Annotated in this window: 16 protein-coding genes; 5 read left to right on the forward strand and 11 right to left on the reverse strand. The window is 67.0% G+C overall.

The genetic code is table 11. From position 1 onward, the window contains the following. Positions 1-14: 14 nt before the first annotated feature. The 9 genes from ACTHQV_RS04175 to ACTHQV_RS04215 all read right to left on the reverse strand — a co-directional run bounded on the left by ACTHQV_RS04175 (position 15) and on the right by ACTHQV_RS04215 (position 8,379). Positions 15-773 carry a class I SAM-dependent methyltransferase gene (locus tag ACTHQV_RS04175; protein ID WP_440488518.1) on the reverse strand — a complete coding sequence of 253 codons (759 nt, stop codon included), beginning with the start codon at positions 771-773 and terminating at the stop codon, positions 15-17. A gap of 1 nt (position 774) precedes the next feature. Next, positions 775-1,902: a peptide chain release factor 2 gene (gene prfB / locus ACTHQV_RS04180; protein WP_440488519.1), complete on the reverse strand. Its 1,128-nt coding sequence runs from the start codon at positions 1,900-1,902 to the stop codon at positions 775-777. A 56-nt stretch (positions 1,903-1,958) separates the two neighbouring features. Next, positions 1,959-4,469 carry a penicillin-binding protein 1A gene (locus tag ACTHQV_RS04185; RefSeq protein ID WP_440488520.1) on the reverse strand — a complete coding sequence of 837 codons (2,511 nt, stop codon included), beginning with the start codon at positions 4,467-4,469 and terminating at the stop codon, positions 1,959-1,961. 67 nt (positions 4,470-4,536) lie between these two features. Next, positions 4,537-4,905, reverse strand: coding sequence for a MerR family transcriptional regulator (locus ACTHQV_RS04190; RefSeq protein ID WP_440488521.1), 369 nt, complete (start codon positions 4,903-4,905; stop codon positions 4,537-4,539). Positions 4,906-4,915: 10 nt separating this feature from the next. Continuing rightward, positions 4,916-5,212, reverse strand: coding sequence for an integration host factor subunit alpha (locus ACTHQV_RS04195; RefSeq protein ID WP_440488522.1), 297 nt, complete (start codon positions 5,210-5,212; stop codon positions 4,916-4,918). 72 nt (positions 5,213-5,284) lie between these two features. Further along, positions 5,285-6,253, reverse strand: coding sequence for a beta-ketoacyl-ACP synthase III (locus ACTHQV_RS04200; protein ID WP_440488523.1), 969 nt, complete (start codon positions 6,251-6,253; stop codon positions 5,285-5,287). Further along, positions 6,250-7,281: a phosphate acyltransferase PlsX gene (gene plsX / locus ACTHQV_RS04205; protein WP_056455407.1), complete on the reverse strand. Its 1,032-nt coding sequence runs from the start codon at positions 7,279-7,281 to the stop codon at positions 6,250-6,252. Before plsX ends, ACTHQV_RS04200 begins: the two co-directional genes overlap by 4 nt. A gap of 26 nt (positions 7,282-7,307) precedes the next feature. Next, positions 7,308-7,487: a 50S ribosomal protein L32 gene (gene rpmF / locus ACTHQV_RS04210; RefSeq protein WP_110153286.1), complete on the reverse strand. Its 180-nt coding sequence runs from the start codon at positions 7,485-7,487 to the stop codon at positions 7,308-7,310. 232 nt (positions 7,488-7,719) lie between these two features. Continuing rightward, on the reverse strand, positions 7,720-8,379 hold the full coding sequence (locus ACTHQV_RS04215; protein ID WP_440488524.1) for an MBL fold metallo-hydrolase: 660 nt from the start codon (positions 8,377-8,379) through the stop codon (positions 7,720-7,722). Between the two features lie 84 nt (positions 8,380-8,463). Here ACTHQV_RS04215 and pabB point away from each other — a divergent pair, with 84 nt between their 5' ends. From pabB to msrA, 5 genes are all read left to right on the forward strand, one after another. After that, on the forward strand, positions 8,464-10,224 hold the full coding sequence (pabB, locus tag ACTHQV_RS04220; RefSeq protein ID WP_440488525.1) for an aminodeoxychorismate synthase component I: 1,761 nt from the start codon (positions 8,464-8,466) through the stop codon (positions 10,222-10,224). Positions 10,225-10,262: 38 nt separating this feature from the next. Beyond that, positions 10,263-11,462, forward strand: a complete 1,200-nt coding sequence (locus ACTHQV_RS04225; RefSeq protein WP_440488526.1) for a pyridoxal phosphate-dependent aminotransferase — start codon at positions 10,263-10,265, stop codon at positions 11,460-11,462. An 88-nt stretch (positions 11,463-11,550) separates the two neighbouring features. Next, positions 11,551-12,714 (forward strand): GGDEF domain-containing protein, encoded by a 1,164-nt coding sequence (locus tag ACTHQV_RS04230; RefSeq protein ID WP_440488527.1) that lies wholly within the window; start codon positions 11,551-11,553, stop codon positions 12,712-12,714. A gap of 150 nt (positions 12,715-12,864) precedes the next feature. Continuing rightward, entirely contained in the window at positions 12,865-13,011 is a 147-nt protein-coding gene (locus tag ACTHQV_RS04235) for a hypothetical protein (protein ID WP_440488528.1), read from the forward strand. A 60-nt stretch (positions 13,012-13,071) separates the two neighbouring features. Next, complete coding sequence (gene msrA / locus ACTHQV_RS04240; protein ID WP_440488529.1) at positions 13,072-13,725, forward strand: peptide-methionine (S)-S-oxide reductase MsrA; 654 nt, start codon at positions 13,072-13,074, stop codon at positions 13,723-13,725. A gap of 160 nt (positions 13,726-13,885) precedes the next feature. Here the strand turns inward: msrA and ACTHQV_RS04245 are convergent, their stop codons facing one another. Beyond that, positions 13,886-14,284, reverse strand: a complete 399-nt coding sequence (locus tag ACTHQV_RS04245; protein WP_440488530.1) for a DUF1489 family protein — start codon at positions 14,282-14,284, stop codon at positions 13,886-13,888. A 31-nt stretch (positions 14,285-14,315) separates the two neighbouring features. Then, positions 14,316-15,707: a magnesium transporter gene (mgtE, locus tag ACTHQV_RS04250; protein ID WP_440488531.1), complete on the reverse strand. Its 1,392-nt coding sequence runs from the start codon at positions 15,705-15,707 to the stop codon at positions 14,316-14,318. Positions 15,708-15,787 lie beyond the last annotated feature (80 nt).

The following is a 15,787-nucleotide window of genomic DNA, read 5'->3' on the forward strand; positions in this document are numbered from 1 at the left end:
AGGCGGGGCTGGTATCAGCCCTTGTGGTTGCCGCTCGGGCTAGCGCTGGGCGTGGGGGAGGGTACGCGGCACGGCACGATTTTGTCGGGGGCCGGTCGTGCGCCCTCGGGCGTGAACATCGCGATATAGCCGCCGGCCGATGGCATTTTCTGCAACTCGACCATCCGGTAGCCGACCGCTTCGAATTCGCATTTCAGCAGCGCGGGCGGGGTGCCGTGATTCTGGGTCGGACGATCGGCGTCGACCACCACCACCTGTCCACCGGTGCGCAGCGATGGGCGTAGGTTCCACAGGAAAGCGTAGGGCTCGGCGATCTCATGGTACATATGGACCATCAGCACCCGGTCGAAGCTGTTGGCCGGCAGCTTCGCGTCATCGGGTTCGCCTAGCCGCACGCTGACATTGTCGAGCCGTTCGCGCGCCACGCGCTGCGCCAGCGCGTCGCGGATCTGCGGGATGATGTCCTCGGCCAGCACCCGGCCGTCCGGCCCGACGCGCTGTGCCAGACGGATCGTGTAATAGCCCTCGCCCGCGCCGATATCGGCGACGGTCATACCCGGCGCGATGCCGGCGCGGTCCATCACCAGTTCGGCCTCGTTCAGCCGGTCGCGCATTTCCTCTGTCGACCAGCGCGCCGACACGATCGTCGCGACCGGCCGGTCGGCCTTGGGAAAGTCATGGCGGTCCTCCCGCTGTCCATTGGCGACCGCACTCGGCTGCGTCGCATCGCAGCCGGTCAGCAACAACAACAGGGCCGGGAGGACGCGGCGCATCTCAGTCGACATCCTCGACATCGACCTTCTCGCCGGTCACCCGCTGCGACAGCGCCGCCGCCATGAACGGGTCGAGCGCGCCGTCGAGCACGTCGCCCGGTGCGGTCGAGACGACGCCGGTGCGCAGGTCCTTCACCATCTGATACGGCTGCAGCACGTAGGACCGGATCTGATGGCCCCAGCCGATATCGGTCTTGGTCGCATTCTCGGCATTGGCCTCCGCCTCGCGGATCGCCAGCTCGCGTTCGTACAGGCGCGCGCGTAGCTGGTTATAGGCCTCGGCCTTGTTCTTGTGCTGCGAACGCTGGTTCTGACACTGCACGACGATGCCGGTCGGGATATGGGTGATGCGTACTGCCGAATCGGTGGTGTTGATGTGCTGACCACCGGCACCCGACGCGCGATAGGTGTCGATGCGCAGGTCGCTTTCGTTATATTCGACTTCGATATTGTCGTCGATCACCGGATAGACCCACACGCTCGCGAACGAGGTGTGCCGCCGCGCCGCGCTGTCATAGGGGCTGATGCGGACCAGCCGGTGGACGCCGCCCTCGGTCTTGGCGAAGCCGTACGCATTCTCGCCCTTCAGCAGCAGCGTCGCCGACTTGATGCCGGCCTGTTCGCCCGAATGCTGGTCGACCAGTTCGACCTTCAGCCCGCGCCGTTCGGCCCAGCGGGTGTACATGCGTTGCAGCATGCCCGCCCAATCCTGGCTCTCGGTCCCGCCGGCGCCGGCGTTGATCTCGATATAAGTGTCGTTGGCATCGGCTTCGCCCGACAGCAGCGCCTGTACCTTGTCGTGATCGGCGCGCTTGGCGAGTTCGGCGAGGTTGGCGACGCCTTCGTCAGCCATCTCCACATCGCCCTCTTCGTCGGCCATCTCGATCAGTTCGACGGTGTCGGCGAGGTCACGCTCGATGGTGCGGGTGGCGGTGATCGCCTCGTCCAGCCGGCGGCGTTCGCGCATCACTTCCTGCGCGGCCTTGGGATCGTTCCACAGCGCCTGATCCTCGACGCGCGCGTTCAGCTCGTCGAGTCGGCGCAACGCGCGGTCCCAGTCGAGGAAGCGGCGCAGCAGCGAGAGCGCATCGTTGATCTTGTCTACATGGGCTTGCGCTTCGGCGCGCATGGGAAAACTCCGGAAAAATCTGAATCGAAGGGAATGCCGCCGATATAGGGGCCGCGCTAGTAGATTCCCCCTTCGCGTTGCAAGAAGTCGCTGTCGCGCGGCTGCGCCTGTTGCTGTGTCGGTGCGGTACGGGTCGGATCGCGGGTCACCGGCGCGCGTGCTTCGCCCAGCCGCCCGGTGGCGCGGCGCGCCTCGGTCTCGGGCTTGAACGCTTCCCAGATCACCGCCGCCTTCGGATCGATGGTCGGCCATGCGCCATAGACCGGGCGGCCGCTGGCGCGGTCGATGCGGACCATGCGGATGCCGGTAGGCGCGCGGAACGGCAGCACCTCCATGTCCTGATACGCCTTGACCGCAAACGTCTTGTAGATCGGTGCCGCGATCGTCCCGCCCTGTGCATAGCCGCCGAGGTTGCGGGGGCTGTCGAAGCCCAGATAGAGGCCGGCGATCATCTGCGGCGTGCCGCCGACGAACCAGACATCGGTCGGACCGGTCGAGGTGCCGGTCTTGCCCATGATCGGGCGGTTCAGGTCGCGCAGCGTGGTGGCGGTGCCGCGCTGGATTACTCCCTCCATGATATGGACCATCTGGTAGGCGCTCATCGCGTCCATGACCTGGCGCGACTTGATCTGCGGCCGCGGCATCGGCTTGCCGTCCCAGTCGGGCGCGTTGCAGCCGTCGCAGGCGCGCCAGTTGGCAGGCAGGATCACCTTGCCGCGGCGGTCCTGCACGAAATCGATGACCGTCGGCTTCAGCTCGCGGCCCTGATTGGCGAGGATCGAATAGGCGTTGACCATGCGCAGCACCGTCGTCTCACCCGCACCCAGCGCATAGGAAAGATAGGGCGGAAACTTCTCATCGCTGATGCCGACGCGCTGGATCAGGTCGTTGACCTTGTCCATGCCGGTCTGGGCGGCGGCGCGCACCGTCATCAGGTTGCGCGACTGTTCGATGCCCCAGCGCATGGTGTGCGGTCCCGCACCGCCGCCGCCGAAGTTGCGGAAGCATTTCTGGCCCAGCCGACCGCCCTGATTCACGCAGAACGGGCCGTCGACGATGATCGATGCCGGGGTCATCCCCGCCTCCAGCGCGGCGGCATAGACGATCGGCTTGATCGTCGATCCGGGCTGGCGCATCGCCTGTGTCGCGCGGTTGAACGACTGGATGCGGCTGTCGAACCCGCCCTGCATGGCGAGGATGCGGCCGGTGCGCGGGTCTTCGACCACCATCCCGCCCGACACGCGCGGGACCGAGCGTAGCGACCAGACGCCACCTGTCGGCGCCACCGCCAGGATGTCGCCGCGCTGGATCGCGCCGAACGCGTTGCCGGTGCCGCCGCGAACCGGCATCTGCGCATTGCCGCGTGGCAGCGTGCCGGTGCGACCGTCGGCAAAGCCGATCCGCGCCTCGCTCGCATCCTTGTCGATGACGATCGCCGCCTGCCAGTCCTGATAATCGACGCCGATATTGGTGTTGAGCAGCGCCTGCTGCCAATTGTCGCCGTCGATCGTCGCGCGTGGCTTGTTGAGCGGCCCCGACCAGCCACGCCCCGAATCGAAGCGGATGAGACCGCTGCGCAGTGCGTCCTGCGCATCCTGCTGAATCTTCGGGTCGAGCGAGGTGCGGACCCACAGGCCGCCGGCATAGACGCTGTACGGCCCGTCCTTGGCATTCTCGCCGAACTGGCCCAGCAACTGGCGACGGACTTCCTCGATGAAATAACCGCCCGCCGTTTCCTGGCGCGGCGTCTGGCGCGGGATGGTGCCGAGCGGCTGGGCGATGGCGGCAGCGCGCTGGGTGGGCGTGATGAAGCCGTTGCGCTCCATTTCGCCCAGCACCCAGTTGCGGCGGGTGATCGCGCGGTCATATCCGCGTTCGGGCGTGTAGTTCGACGGTCCCTTGGGCAGGATCGCCAGATAGGCCATTTGCGGCAGGGTCAGCTCGCGCAGTTCCTTGCCGAAATAGGCATGCGACGCCGCCTCGACGCCGAAGGCGTTCCGGCCGAGCGCGATCTGGTTGAGATAGAGTTCGAGAATCTGCTGCTTGGTCAGTGCATCTTCGATCCGGTAGGCGAGCAAGGCTTCCTTCGCTTTCCGGACATAGCTTACTTCGTTGGTCAGCAGCAGGTTCTTGGCGACCTGTTGCGTGATCGTCGACGCCCCGATCGGGCGGCCGTCGTTGCGCAAATTGGTCAGGATCGCCGAGGCGATGCCGGGATAGTCGACGCCGTGATGTTCGAAGAAGGTCCGGTCCTCGGCGGCGAGGAACGCACGGACCAGCAACGGCGGATATTCGGCATAGGACAGCTGCACGCGCCGTTCGCGGGCATAGCTGTGGATCGGATCGCCCTCGATTCCCCGGACATTGGTCGGCAGCGGCGGTTCATAGGCGCGCAGCGAATCGACCGACGGCAGGGTGCGCCACAGCAGCAGCCAGATCAAGAACACGCCGATCCCGGCCAGCAACAGGGCAATGGCTGGCAGGCGGAACCACCACCGTCGCCGGATGCGGGCGAAACGGGCCCGCCGGGACAAAGCGGGGGTGGTGTCGGTATCGGATACGCTCATCGCCCGCGCGGTTTAGCAGGTTTGGGCGTGGGGGAAAGCGGTGCGTGGATCGGCGGCGCGCCGGTCGCTAGTCCGCCGCGCCGTCCGCCGCCAGCGCATCGGCGAGCAGCGAGCGTATCGCGCGCAGTTCGGTGATCCGCGCGGCACGGCGCGGGATCGGGGCGACGGGGACCGCCGGCGCCTTCGCCTCCTGCGCCAGCAATTGCTGCACGCCGCGCACGCTATAGCCCTGTTCGCCGAGCAGCGTCTGGATGCGGCGCAGCAGCGCCACGTCCTCAGGCCGGTAATAGCGGCGGTCGCCGGCGCGGGTCAGCGGGCGGATCTGCGGGAACCGCCCTTCCCAATAGCGCAGACGGTGCTGCGGCACCCCCAGGTCGCGCGCTACCTCGCCGATCGTGCGATAGGCGGTGGCGGATTTGTCGACCGGGGGTGGCAACCGCTTCCGTTCAGTTGGCGACGATGCGGTCGCGCATCATTTGGCTGGCGCGGAAGGTGAGCACGCGGCGCGGTGCGATCGGCACTTCGATGCCGGTCTTGGGGTTGCGGCCGATCCGCTCGCCCTTGTCGCGCAACACGAAGCTGCCGAAGCCCGAGATCTTGACGTTCTCCCCCTCGGCCAGCGCATCGCACATATGGTCGAGAATCTGTTCGACGACGCGCGCGGAATCGGCACGCGACAGACCGATCTCACGATGCATTTCTTCGGCGAGGTCGGCGCGGGTCAGCGTACCATCGGAAACCATTGGAGAAATCCTTTTTCGTCTACACCGCGTCCGCTAGCACAGCGTATACGAAGATTCAAAAATACTAAAGGATTACCAACGCACTACGGCGGCGCCCCAGGTAAAGCCACCCCCCATCGCCTCCAGCACGACGATGTCGCCCGGCTGGATGCGTCCGTCGCGCGTCGCGACGTCCAATGCGAGCGGAACCGACGCGGCGGAGGTGTTGGCATGAATGTCGACGGTCACCACGACCTTTTCGGGCGCCAGGCCCAGCTTGCGCGCGGTCGCGTCGAGAATGCGGGCATTGGCCTGGTGCGGCACGACCCAGTCGACATCCTCCGGGGTAAGTCCCGCAAGTTCCAGCGATTCGCCCATGACGCCCGCAAGGTTGACCACCGCATGGCGGAACACTTCCTTGCCCTTCATGCGCAGCTTGCCGACGGTGCCGGTGGTCGACGGACCGCCGTCGACATAGAGCAGGCCGTTGTGGCGGCCATCGGCATGCAGGCGGATGGCGAGGATGCCGCGCGGGCTGTCGCCGTCGCTGTCCTGCCCCTCGAGCACGATCGCGCCCGCGCCATCGCCGAACAGGACGCAGGTCGTGCGGTCTTCCCAGTCGAGGAGGCGGCTGAATGTCTCGGCTCCAATCACCAGCGCCCGGTGGTGGATACCGGTGCGCAGCATCGCATCGGCGACCTGCACCGCATAGAGAAAGCCCGAACACACCGCCGCCACGTCGAACGCGACACAGTCGTCGATGCCGAGCATCGCCTGCACCTTGGTCGCGGTCGCGGGAAAGGTCTGGTCGGGGGTGGCGGTCGCCAGCACGATCAGGTCGATCGCCTGCGCCTCGATCCCGGCCGCCGCGATCGCCGCGCGCGCGGCATTGGCGGCAAGGGTGGCCGTCGTCTCATGCTCGGCGGCGATATGGCGGAAGCGGATGCCGGTACGCTCGACGATCCATTCGTCGGAGGTGTCGACGCGCTCGGCCAGTTCCGCGTTCGACACGCGCTGCGCCGGCAGCGCCGAACCGGTGCCGGTGACGACCGAACGGATCATGCCGCGCGCGCCTCGATCGCCGCCAGATCGCTGGCGATGCTGCGGGTCAGGTCGTCGCGGACCATCTTGGCCGCGACCTGGATCGCGTTGGACACGCCGGCCTCGTTCGCGCTGCCATGGCTTTTTACCACCAGCCCGTTGAGGCCGAGAAAGACCGCGCCATTATGGTTGTTGGGGTCGAGGTGATGGCGCAGCAATTCGGTCGCCGGGCGCGAGATCAGGAACCCGATCTTCGACCGGATCGACGAGCGGAAGGCGCGCTTGAGCAGGTCGGCGACGAATCGCGCGGTGCCCTCAGCGGTCTTCAGCGCGATATTGCCGGAAAAGCCGTCGCACACGACGACATCGACCTGTCCGCGCGACAGGCGATCGCCCTCGATATAGCCCGAAAAGGTCATCGGCAGATGCGGCGAGGCGCGCAGGATCGCCGCCGCCTCGCGGACGCTGTCGATACCCTTCAGCTCCTCGGTGCCGATGTTCAGCAACGCGACGCGGGGCGATTCGAGGTCAAGCGCGGTACGGGCATAGGCCGCGCCCATCACCGCGAACTGGACAAGGTTGCGCGCATCGCACTCGGCATTGGCGCCGAGGTCGAGCATGACCAGATCGTTGTCGCCGAGACTGGGCAGCAGCGCCGCCAGTGCCGGGCGATCGATGCCCGGCATGGTGCGCAGCGCCAGCTTCGCCATCGCCATCAGCGCGCCGGTATTGCCCGCCGATACCGCGGCGGCGGCACGGCCTTGCTTTACCAGGCCGATGGCGACGCCCATCGACGTCGTCTTGGCGCGGCGGATCGCCTGGCTGGGCTTGTCCGACGAACCGACGACTTCGGGGGCGTGGACGATTTCCGACGCGGCGGACAGGTTCGGGTGCGATTCGAGCCCCGCGCGAATCGCTGCTTCGTCCCCGACCAGCAGGAACCGCATCGATTCGTGGCGGCGTCGCGCATGGGCGACGCCCGCCAGCATGGTGGCAAGCCCTTCGTCACCGCCCATCGCATCGATGGCGATCCAGGACCCGTCGGCCATGCGTGCTTCCCTGTCCGGTCTGGCGGTTACGCTTCGACCGAGACGACTTCGCGACCGTTATAATGGCCGCAGGCGTTGCACAGATTGTGCGGACGCTTCAGTTCGCCACAGTTCGGGCATTCCTGGAACGACTCGACGCTCAGCGAATCGTGGCTGCGACGCATACCGCGCTTGGAGGGCGTGGTCTTTCTCTTGGGAACTGCCATTTCGGCACCTTTATCACTTGGGTATCACTTGGTTTCGCCACCAACTGACGACGCGGCCCAGGCAAGTGCCCGACCGCTTTTCGCGACCGGCGACCCGCCGGACCGGCAGACAGGCTGGTCGCGAAGCGAACCGCGCCTATAGCGTTTTCGCGAAAGGTTGCAAGCTTCGGGTTGCCGGAATGCACGCAGGCGCTGTCATCCTATCCCTGCGAAGGCAAGGATAGCGAGCAGCCTATCCTGCCAGCGCGGCGTCCCCGACGAATGGATTGGTCCGGCGTTCGTGGCCGAAGGTGCTGCCGGGACCATGGCCGGGCACGAAGGCGATATCGTCGCCGAGTGGCCACAGCTTGGTGACGACCGAATCGATCAGCGCCTGCGTATCCGACAACGGAAAGTCGGTGCGGCCGATCGACCCCTGGAACAGCACGTCGCCGACCAGCGCGAACTTCGCGTCTGCGTGGTGGAAGATGACATGGCCCGGCGTATGGCCCGGGGTCTCGTACACGGCGAAGCTCGCCTCGCCGACGCTCACCGTGTCGCCCTCAACCAGCCAGCGGTCGGGTTCGAACGGCACACCGCGCAGGCCCCAGCGCTTGCCGTCCTCGTCCAGCCGCGCGATCCAGAACCGATCCGCCTCGTGCGGCCCCTCGATCGGCACGCCCAATTGCTTGGCTAGCGGCCCGGCCTCGCCGCAATGATCGATATGGCCATGAGTCAGCAGGATCTTTTCGATATGCACCCCGTGCTGCTCGGCAGCGGCGATGAGCCGCGGCAAGTCGCCGCCGGGATCGACGAATGCGCCGCGCATCGTCTTCGTACACCACAGCAAGGTGCAATTCTGCTGGAGCGGGGTCACCGGGATGATCGCGGCACGGATCGGAGATGGGGTCATGATGCCGCCTTACCCGCGAAAGCCGTAACGACAAAGCGCGGTTCGGCGCTTGCCCCGCGCCGCGGCACGCGGCAAGCGTTGGCGATGTTTGATCCGACCCGGCCTTTCGTGCTGTTCGACGATGCCCGGCCGGGTGGATCGGCGACGCTGTATCAGGCGCCGGTCCGCGTCATCCGCGCCGACGATGTGCAGGTGGTGCCGGCGGCGCTCGCCGAACTGTCGGCGGCGATCGGCGAAGGTGCGTCGGTCGCAGGCTACCTCCAGTATGAAGCCGGCGCAGCGCTGGTGCCGGGGCTGCACGCGCGCAGCGGCAGCGCGCCGCTGCTGTGGTTCGGTGTGTTCGACGCGGCCGAACCGGTCGATGTCGCGACGGCGCTGCCCGATGCGGCGGGCGGATGGATCGGCGAGGTGGAACCGTCGATCGACGCCGATCGCCATGCCGCGCAATGCCGGGCCGTGCTCGACCTGATCGCGGCGGGCGATCTCTATCAGGCGAACCTGACTTTCGGCGCGAGAGTCCCGGTCGCGGGCGATCCGCTGGCGCTCTATGCCGCAATCCGGCCGCGCGCGGCAGCGGGGCATGGCGCGATGGTGTGGACCGGCGAAGACTGGCTCCTGTCCTTCTCGCCCGAATTGTTCTTCGCGGTCGAGGGGCGGCGAATCACGACGCGGCCGATGAAGGGCACCGCGGCACGCGATCCCGCCCCGGCGCGCGATGCCGCCGCCGCGCATGCCCTCGCTACCGATCCCAAGCAGCGTGCCGAAAATCTGATGATCGTCGACCTGATGCGCAACGACCTGTCGCGCGTCGGCGTGGCGGGCAGCGTGCGCGTGCCCGAGCAGTTCGTCGTGGAAACCTATCCCAGCATCCACCAACTGGTGTCATCGGTCACCGCCGAACTGTCGCCGGGCAAGACCGCGGTCGATGCGCTGGCGGCGCTGTTTCCCTGTGGATCGATCACCGGCGCGCCCAAGAAGCGGGCGATGGAGGCGATCGACGCGATCGAGGATCGCGCGCGCGGCATCTATACCGGGGCGATCGGCTGGATCGACGGCACCGGCGACGCGGCGTTCAATGTCGCGATCCGCACCCTGTACCTGCCCGCCCAAGCGACCCATGCGACGCTGGGATTGGGGTCGGGGATCGTCGCCGATTCGCAACCAGCCGAAGAATGGAGCGAATGCCTCGCCAAGGCACGGTTCCTCGGCGTGCCGCCGGCGCGGTTCGACCTGGTCGAAACGATGGCGTTCGATCCACTGGACGGTATCGCGCTGCTCGAACGTCATATCGCGCGGCTGACCGAGAGTGCGCGGCGGCTGGGGTTCGCGTTCGACCGGCATGCGACGCGCAACGAATTGCAGGCGGCGACCTTTCGCCTGCGCAATCCCTCGCGCATCCGGTTGCTGCTGTCACGATCGGGGGCGATCGCCGTCGACGTCGCGCCGCTGCCGGTCGCGCCTGCCGGGCCGGTGGCGGTCGCGGTCGCGCCCCTGCCGCTGTCCGGTGCCGACCTGCGCATCGCGCACAAAACCAGCGATCGCCGCTTCTGGCCCGCGCCGCCGCCGGGCTGTTTCGAAACGATCTTCACCCGTCCCGATGGCGAGCTGACCGAGGGCAGCTTTACGTCGATTTTCGTGGCCGCCGGGGAGGGGGGGCAGTTGCTGACCCCGCCGATCGATCGCGGGCTGTTGCCGAGCGTGCTGCGCGCGGACCTGATCGCGCGCGGTGAAGCGGTCGAGATGCCATTGACCTTGGCCGATCTCGCGCAAGGATTTTTCATCGGCAACGCGGTTCGCGGATTGATTCATGCGCGGCTGGTTGCGGACGGGGAACGGGGCGGCTAAGGGCGCGGCACCTGTTCCTTCTCAGCATCGGACGTCCCATGAAGCCCTCCGCCGCGCTCGACCGCATCAATCCGTCGCCGACCCTCGCCATCACGTCGAAGGTGCTCGAACTGAAGCGGCAGGGCGTCGACGTGATTGGGCTGGGGGCGGGCGAACCCGATTTCGACACGCCCGATTTCGTCAAGGACGCCGCGATCGAGGCGATCCGCGCCGGCAAGACCAAGTACACGAACGTCGACGGTACCGCCGAGCTGAAGGACGCGATCGCCGCGAAGTTCAAGCGCGACAACGGCCTGACCTATGCCGCGAGTCAGATCAGCGTGAATGTCGGCGGCAAGCACACGCTGTTCAACGCGCTGGTCGCGACGGTCGATGCCGGCGACGAGGTGATCGTACCCGCGCCCTATTGGGTCAGCTATCCCGATGTCGTGCAGTTCGCGGGCGGCACGCCGGTGTTCATCGCGGCGGGCGCCGACCAGAACTACAAGATCACCCCCGAACAGCTCGACGCGGCGATCACCGAACGCACCAAGTGGGTGATCCTGAACTCCCCGTCCAACCCGACCGGGGCGGGCTATACCCGAGCCGAACTGCGCGAGCTAGGCAAGGTGCTGGAGCGGCATCCGCATGTGTGGATCTTCGCCGACGATATGTACGAACACATCGTCTATCCGGGTTTCGAATTCGCGACGATCGCGGGGGTGAACCCGACGCTGTACGATCGGACGCTGACCGTGAACGGCTGTTCGAAGGCCTATGCGATGACCGGCTGGCGCATCGGCTATGCCGGCGGTGCGGCGTGGCTGATCAAGGCGATGGCCAAGCTGCAGTCGCAATCGACCAGCAACCCTTGTTCGATCGCGCAGGCCGCCGCCGTCGCCGCGCTGAACGGCGACCAGTCGTTCCTGGCCGAGCGCAATGCCGCGTTCCAGCGTCGCCGCGACCTGGTCGTCGCCGAACTCAACGCGATCGATGGCGTGACCTGTCCGACGCCCGAGGGCGCCTTCTACGTCTATCCCGAACTGTCGGGGCTGATCGGCAAGTCGACGCCGGATGGCCGCCGGATCGACACCGACGAGGATTTCGTCGGCTATCTGCTGGAGGATGCCAAGGTCGCGGCGGTGCAGGGGGCGGCGTTCGGCCTCTCCCCGGCGATGCGGATCAGCTATGCGACGTCGGACGAATTGCTGCGCGAGGCATGCGCCCGTATCCGTACTGCCTGTGCCGCGTTGAAGTAAGTCCGTAGAATAAACGGACTATTAGTCCATCCCCGTCTATCGCGGGATCGTTCGCGATAGTGAGGATGGTTTGCTCGATCTTTCCACGATGTACGTCATGGTTGCGCTGGCATCGATCGTTGCCGGCTTCATCCATGTCGTGCCGTGGGCGACCGGCCGATTCGACAACTGGGCGGCATGGTGGGGGTTCGGGCATATCCTGCTCGGCATCACCGCCGGGGCGGCGGTGTACCGCGAGGCGGGCGGCGGCGACTATATCGTCTGGCTGGGCAATCCGCTGGCGGTGGTCGCCTATGCCGCGATCTTCATCGGGCTGCGCAGCTTCGCCGATCCGGACAGCAGCAACCGGCTGATCCTCGCCACCGCGCTGGTCGCGGCGATCCCGTTGTTCTTTTCGGTCGATGTCACTGAACTGGGGTTCCGGGTCGGCTATCTCAGCAGCCTGCGTGCGCTGTTCGATCTGGCGATCACGCTGATCGCGATCCGGCTGGCACGGCGCGAATCGCTGCATACCGCATGGATCGTCGTCGCGCTGTTCGCGCCGACCGTGCCGCTGTTCGTCGCGCGCTCATGGTCGGCCTATAGCGGTGATATCGGCACCAGCCTGACGGGACTGAAACAGGGACTGGCGGCGTGGCTGACGGTGCTGCCGATCTCGTTCATCCTGTTTCGCGGCGTATCGCTGCTGACCATGGATGCCGAGCGCGGGCATCAGCTGCTCTCCCGGCTACTGGAGCGCGATCCGCTGACCGACGCGCTCAACCGCGCCGGATTCGACCGGCGGCTGGCGAAGTGGCGGGGCGAGGGCGCGGTGCTGATGATCGATCTCGACCAGTTCAAGCCGCTCAACGACCGGTGCGGCCATGCGGCGGGCGATGCGGCGCTGGTCGCGCTGGTCCGCGCGACCGCGGCGGCGTTGCCCAAGGGGGCGCTGGTCTTTCGTTGGGGTGGGGACGAATTCGTCTGCGTCCTGCCCGGTGCCGATCAGGCGGGGGCCGATGCCACCGCCGCCGCCATCGCCGTGCGTTATGCCCATGCGATGACCGCAATCGCACCGCCCGACCTACCGGTCGCGCTCAGCATCGGCAGCGCGATCGGATCGCTCGACCGGATCACCGACCTGATCGCCGAGGCCGATCGCGACATGTACGCGGTCAAGCAGCGCAACCGCATCACCGCACCGTCCGCGCAACGCAGCGTTGCCGAAACGCACCCCTCCACGCCCTTGATTTCGCAGGCGCAACATGGTTGAGGCTGTGCAGGAGATGAACGGACGCGCCAGCATCGGTTCACCGCCACCAACTATATCTTGCCGCTGACAAACCGGGTCGTCCGCCGCGATGGCGATCGATCCGCTGCTGCGCCCCATCGGGGTGCGCGGTCCGGCAAGAGGATGAGGCAGATGACGAGCAAGCGCACCGGGTTCCTTCGCCATTTCATCAGCGGCTTCGCACTGGGCGCGGTCGCGCTGGTCGCGGTGCAGGTCGCCGATCCCAGTGATGCGAAGTCGGTCCGTCCCGCACCGGCGGTCGTCGAACGCATCGGCTGATCTGGCGGGACGCCTCGCCGCCCCCCATCTTCCAACGGTTCGTCTCTCGAGGAACCGGCCATGAAGTCCCTGCCCCTGTCGATCGCCGCGATCGGTATCGCCGCCGCGCTGGCGATCCCGCCCGCCACCGCCGAACGCGCGGTGCCGGTGCCCGCTATCGCCACCGATGTGCCGCCGACCCCCGGCCTGGCTACCGCCGTGCTGGCGGGTGGCTGTTTCTGGGGCATGGAGGCGGTGTTCGAACGGGTGAAGGGCGTGAAATCGGTCGTCAGCGGCTATGCCGGCGGCACCCGCGCCACCGCGACTTACGACCAGGTATCGACCGAACGCACCGGCCATGCCGAGGCGATCCGCATCACCTATAACCCGCGTGTCGTCAGCTACGGCACGTTGCTGCGCTTGTATTTCTCGGTCGCGCACGATCCCACGCAGGTCGACGGGCAATATCCCGATCGCGGTCCCAGCTATCGCTCGGCGATCTTTCCACAGACCCCGGCGCAGGCGGCGGTCGCGCGGCGCTATATCGCGCAGCTGACGCAGGCGAAGGCGTTCCCCAAACCGATCGCGACGAAGGTGGAAACCGGCGCCTTCTATCCGGCAGAGGGCTATCACCAAGACTTCGCCCGGCGGAATCCGTCGCATCCGTACATCGTGCGCTGGGATAAGCCGAAGGTTGCAGCGGCAAAGGCGGCATATCCGCGGTTGGTGGGGTAGAAGAGGGTTTCGCGCAGAGGCGCTGAGAAGTTGCGTACGCTGCAACCGGATCGCGCAGCGATCGATCCTTCCGCTTGCTGACTTAAGGATGGAAGGGTTCGCTGACGCGGAACGGCCGGGAGCCGCAACCTCCTCCGCGTATCCGCGCGAACCACTCTTGCTACAGCAGCCCCAAAGCCATCAGCTCACCGATAAGGCGCGGCGGCAGTTCATCGGCGCCGCTGCCCTCGCCGCCCAGATCGGCCGGGGCGTCGGCCTCTTCCAGATAGCGCCACCCCTGATGTGCGCGTTTGGGCCGCGCCTCGACCAGCACCAGCTTCGGCCCGAGATGGATCGCGACACGCCCGCCCTCCGCCTCGCCGAAGCCGAGGATCGGCGAGCGCGCGACCAGCCGGTGTTTCAATATCCAGAACAGCGACCCGCCCTCGATCTCGGCGGCGCGTTTCGGCAGGTAGCGGGTGGTCAGCGCCCCGCCCTCGGCATGGCGCAGCGCCAACCGGTCGGCCAGCTGTTCGACCGATTCGATGGCAAAGGCGACTTTGGTCAGATGCAACGGCACGCGCCCCAGATGGGAAGCGCAGCCGCCGGCCTCAACCAGTAAGCCCGCTCACGGTCGCAAGTCCCAGAAATACCAGGAACCCCATCGAATCGGTCGTCATCGTCACGAAGATCGACGAGGCCACCGCCGGATCGGCATTGAACCGGTCGAGCGTCAGCGGCACGAAGACTCCGGCGAACCCGGCGATGACGACGTTGAGCAGCATCGCCGTGCCGATCACCGTGCCGAGCCCCGGATTGCCGAACCACAGGGTGACGCCGGTCCCGATCAGCGCGGCGACGGTCGCGCCGTTCATCAGCGCGATCACCATCTCGCGCCGGATCGCGCGCAACGTGTTCGACTGGGTCAGCTGATTGGTGGCGAGCGCGCGGACGGTGACCGCCATGGTCTGCGTGCCGGCATTGCCGCCGAGGCCGGCGACGATCGGCATTAGTGCCGCCAGCGTCACCATCCGGTCGATGGTCGCCCCGAACGCGCCGATGATCGTCGCCGGCAGCAGCGCGGTGATGAGGTTGGTGATGAGCCAGCGGACCCGCGCCTTGTACGAATCGCGGATCGGTTCGTTGATGTCGCCTTCGCCCGCACCCGACAACAGCAGCGCGTCCTCGCCCGCCTCGGCCTGGATGATGTGGACCACGTCGTCGACGGTGATCATGCCGACCAGCCGCCCGCTGCCATCGACGACCGCGGCGGAGATCAGCGCATATTTCTGGAAGCGCAGCGCCACCTCTTCCTGATCCATGTCGACCGGGATCAGCGTCTGTTCGCGCGCCATCACGTCGCTGATCGCGACCGATCGCGGCGTGCGCAGGATCCACGACAACTGGCAGGTGCCGACCGGGCGATGCGCCGGATCGACCACGAAGATTTCCCAGAAATCGGTGGTCAGCGCCTCGTCGGCACGCAGATAGTCGAGCGCGTCGCCGACGGTCCAGTGTTCGGGCACCGCGACCAGCTCGCGCTGCATCAGGCGGCCGGCGGATTCCTCGGGGTAGGACAGCGCCTCCTCGATCGCGGCACGATCGTCGGGGTCGAGCGCGCGCAGCACCGCGCGCTGTTCGGCATCGTCGAGGTCCTCGATGATCGCGACCGCATCGTCGGTGTCGAGCTGTGCGGCAAGGTCGGCGACCTGGGTCGCGGTCAGCGCGTCGATCACTGCCTCGCGCACCCAGTCGTTCATTTCGGCGAGGACGTCGCCGTTCAGCCGCTCGGCGATCGCCGCCGCCAATGCCGCGCGCTGTTCGCCCGGCACCAGTTCGAACAGGTCGGCAAGGTCGGCGGGGTGGAGCGGTTCGACCAGCTCGCGCGCCGCCTCGTCGTCGCCGCGATCGACCGCCTCGCAGACGGCGCGGACGAATTCGGGCTTCAGCCGGTCGTCCTCGTCCAGTTCGCTGGTCGCGTCGGGAAGGTCGAGTTCGGTCATGGCTGCAACCCTCCTGCCGCGTGCGTCGCAACGCTGTAGCCATGCTGCACCGCCGTGCAAACCCTGTGCGGTTGCCAGTG

It is taken from the genome of Sphingomonas sp. SAFR-052 (assembly GCF_051965015.1).
In the GTDB taxonomy this organism is placed as follows: domain Bacteria; phylum Pseudomonadota; class Alphaproteobacteria; order Sphingomonadales; family Sphingomonadaceae; genus Sphingomonas.

Excerpts from the sequence above, each read along its gene's own strand:
- ACTHQV_RS04175 (WP_440488518.1), bottom strand. The coding sequence starts at position 773 with ATGCGCCGCGTCCTCCCGGCCCTGTTGTTGTTGCTGACCGGCTGCGAT.
- prfB (WP_440488519.1), bottom strand. The coding sequence starts at position 1,902 with ATGCGCGCCGAAGCGCAAGCCCATGTAGACAAGATCAACGATGCGCTC.
- ACTHQV_RS04185 (WP_440488520.1), bottom strand. The coding sequence starts at position 4,469 with ATGAGCGTATCCGATACCGACACCACCCCCGCTTTGTCCCGGCGGGCC.
- ACTHQV_RS04195 (WP_440488522.1), bottom strand. The coding sequence starts at position 5,212 with ATGGTTTCCGATGGTACGCTGACCCGCGCCGACCTCGCCGAAGAAATG.
- ACTHQV_RS04200 (WP_440488523.1), bottom strand. The coding sequence starts at position 6,253 with ATGATCCGTTCGGTCGTCACCGGCACCGGTTCGGCGCTGCCGGCGCAG.
- plsX (WP_056455407.1), bottom strand. The coding sequence starts at position 7,281 with ATGGCCGACGGGTCCTGGATCGCCATCGATGCGATGGGCGGTGACGAA.
- rpmF (WP_110153286.1), bottom strand. The coding sequence starts at position 7,487 with ATGGCAGTTCCCAAGAGAAAGACCACGCCCTCCAAGCGCGGTATGCGT.
- ACTHQV_RS04215 (WP_440488524.1), bottom strand. The coding sequence starts at position 8,379 with ATGACCCCATCTCCGATCCGTGCCGCGATCATCCCGGTGACCCCGCTC.
- pabB (WP_440488525.1), top strand. The coding sequence starts at position 8,464 with ATGTTTGATCCGACCCGGCCTTTCGTGCTGTTCGACGATGCCCGGCCG.
- ACTHQV_RS04225 (WP_440488526.1), top strand. The coding sequence starts at position 10,263 with ATGAAGCCCTCCGCCGCGCTCGACCGCATCAATCCGTCGCCGACCCTC.
- ACTHQV_RS04230 (WP_440488527.1), top strand. The coding sequence starts at position 11,551 with ATGTACGTCATGGTTGCGCTGGCATCGATCGTTGCCGGCTTCATCCAT.
- ACTHQV_RS04235 (WP_440488528.1), top strand. The coding sequence starts at position 12,865 with ATGACGAGCAAGCGCACCGGGTTCCTTCGCCATTTCATCAGCGGCTTC.
- msrA (WP_440488529.1), top strand. The coding sequence starts at position 13,072 with ATGAAGTCCCTGCCCCTGTCGATCGCCGCGATCGGTATCGCCGCCGCG.
- mgtE (WP_440488531.1), bottom strand. The coding sequence starts at position 15,707 with ATGACCGAACTCGACCTTCCCGACGCGACCAGCGAACTGGACGAGGAC.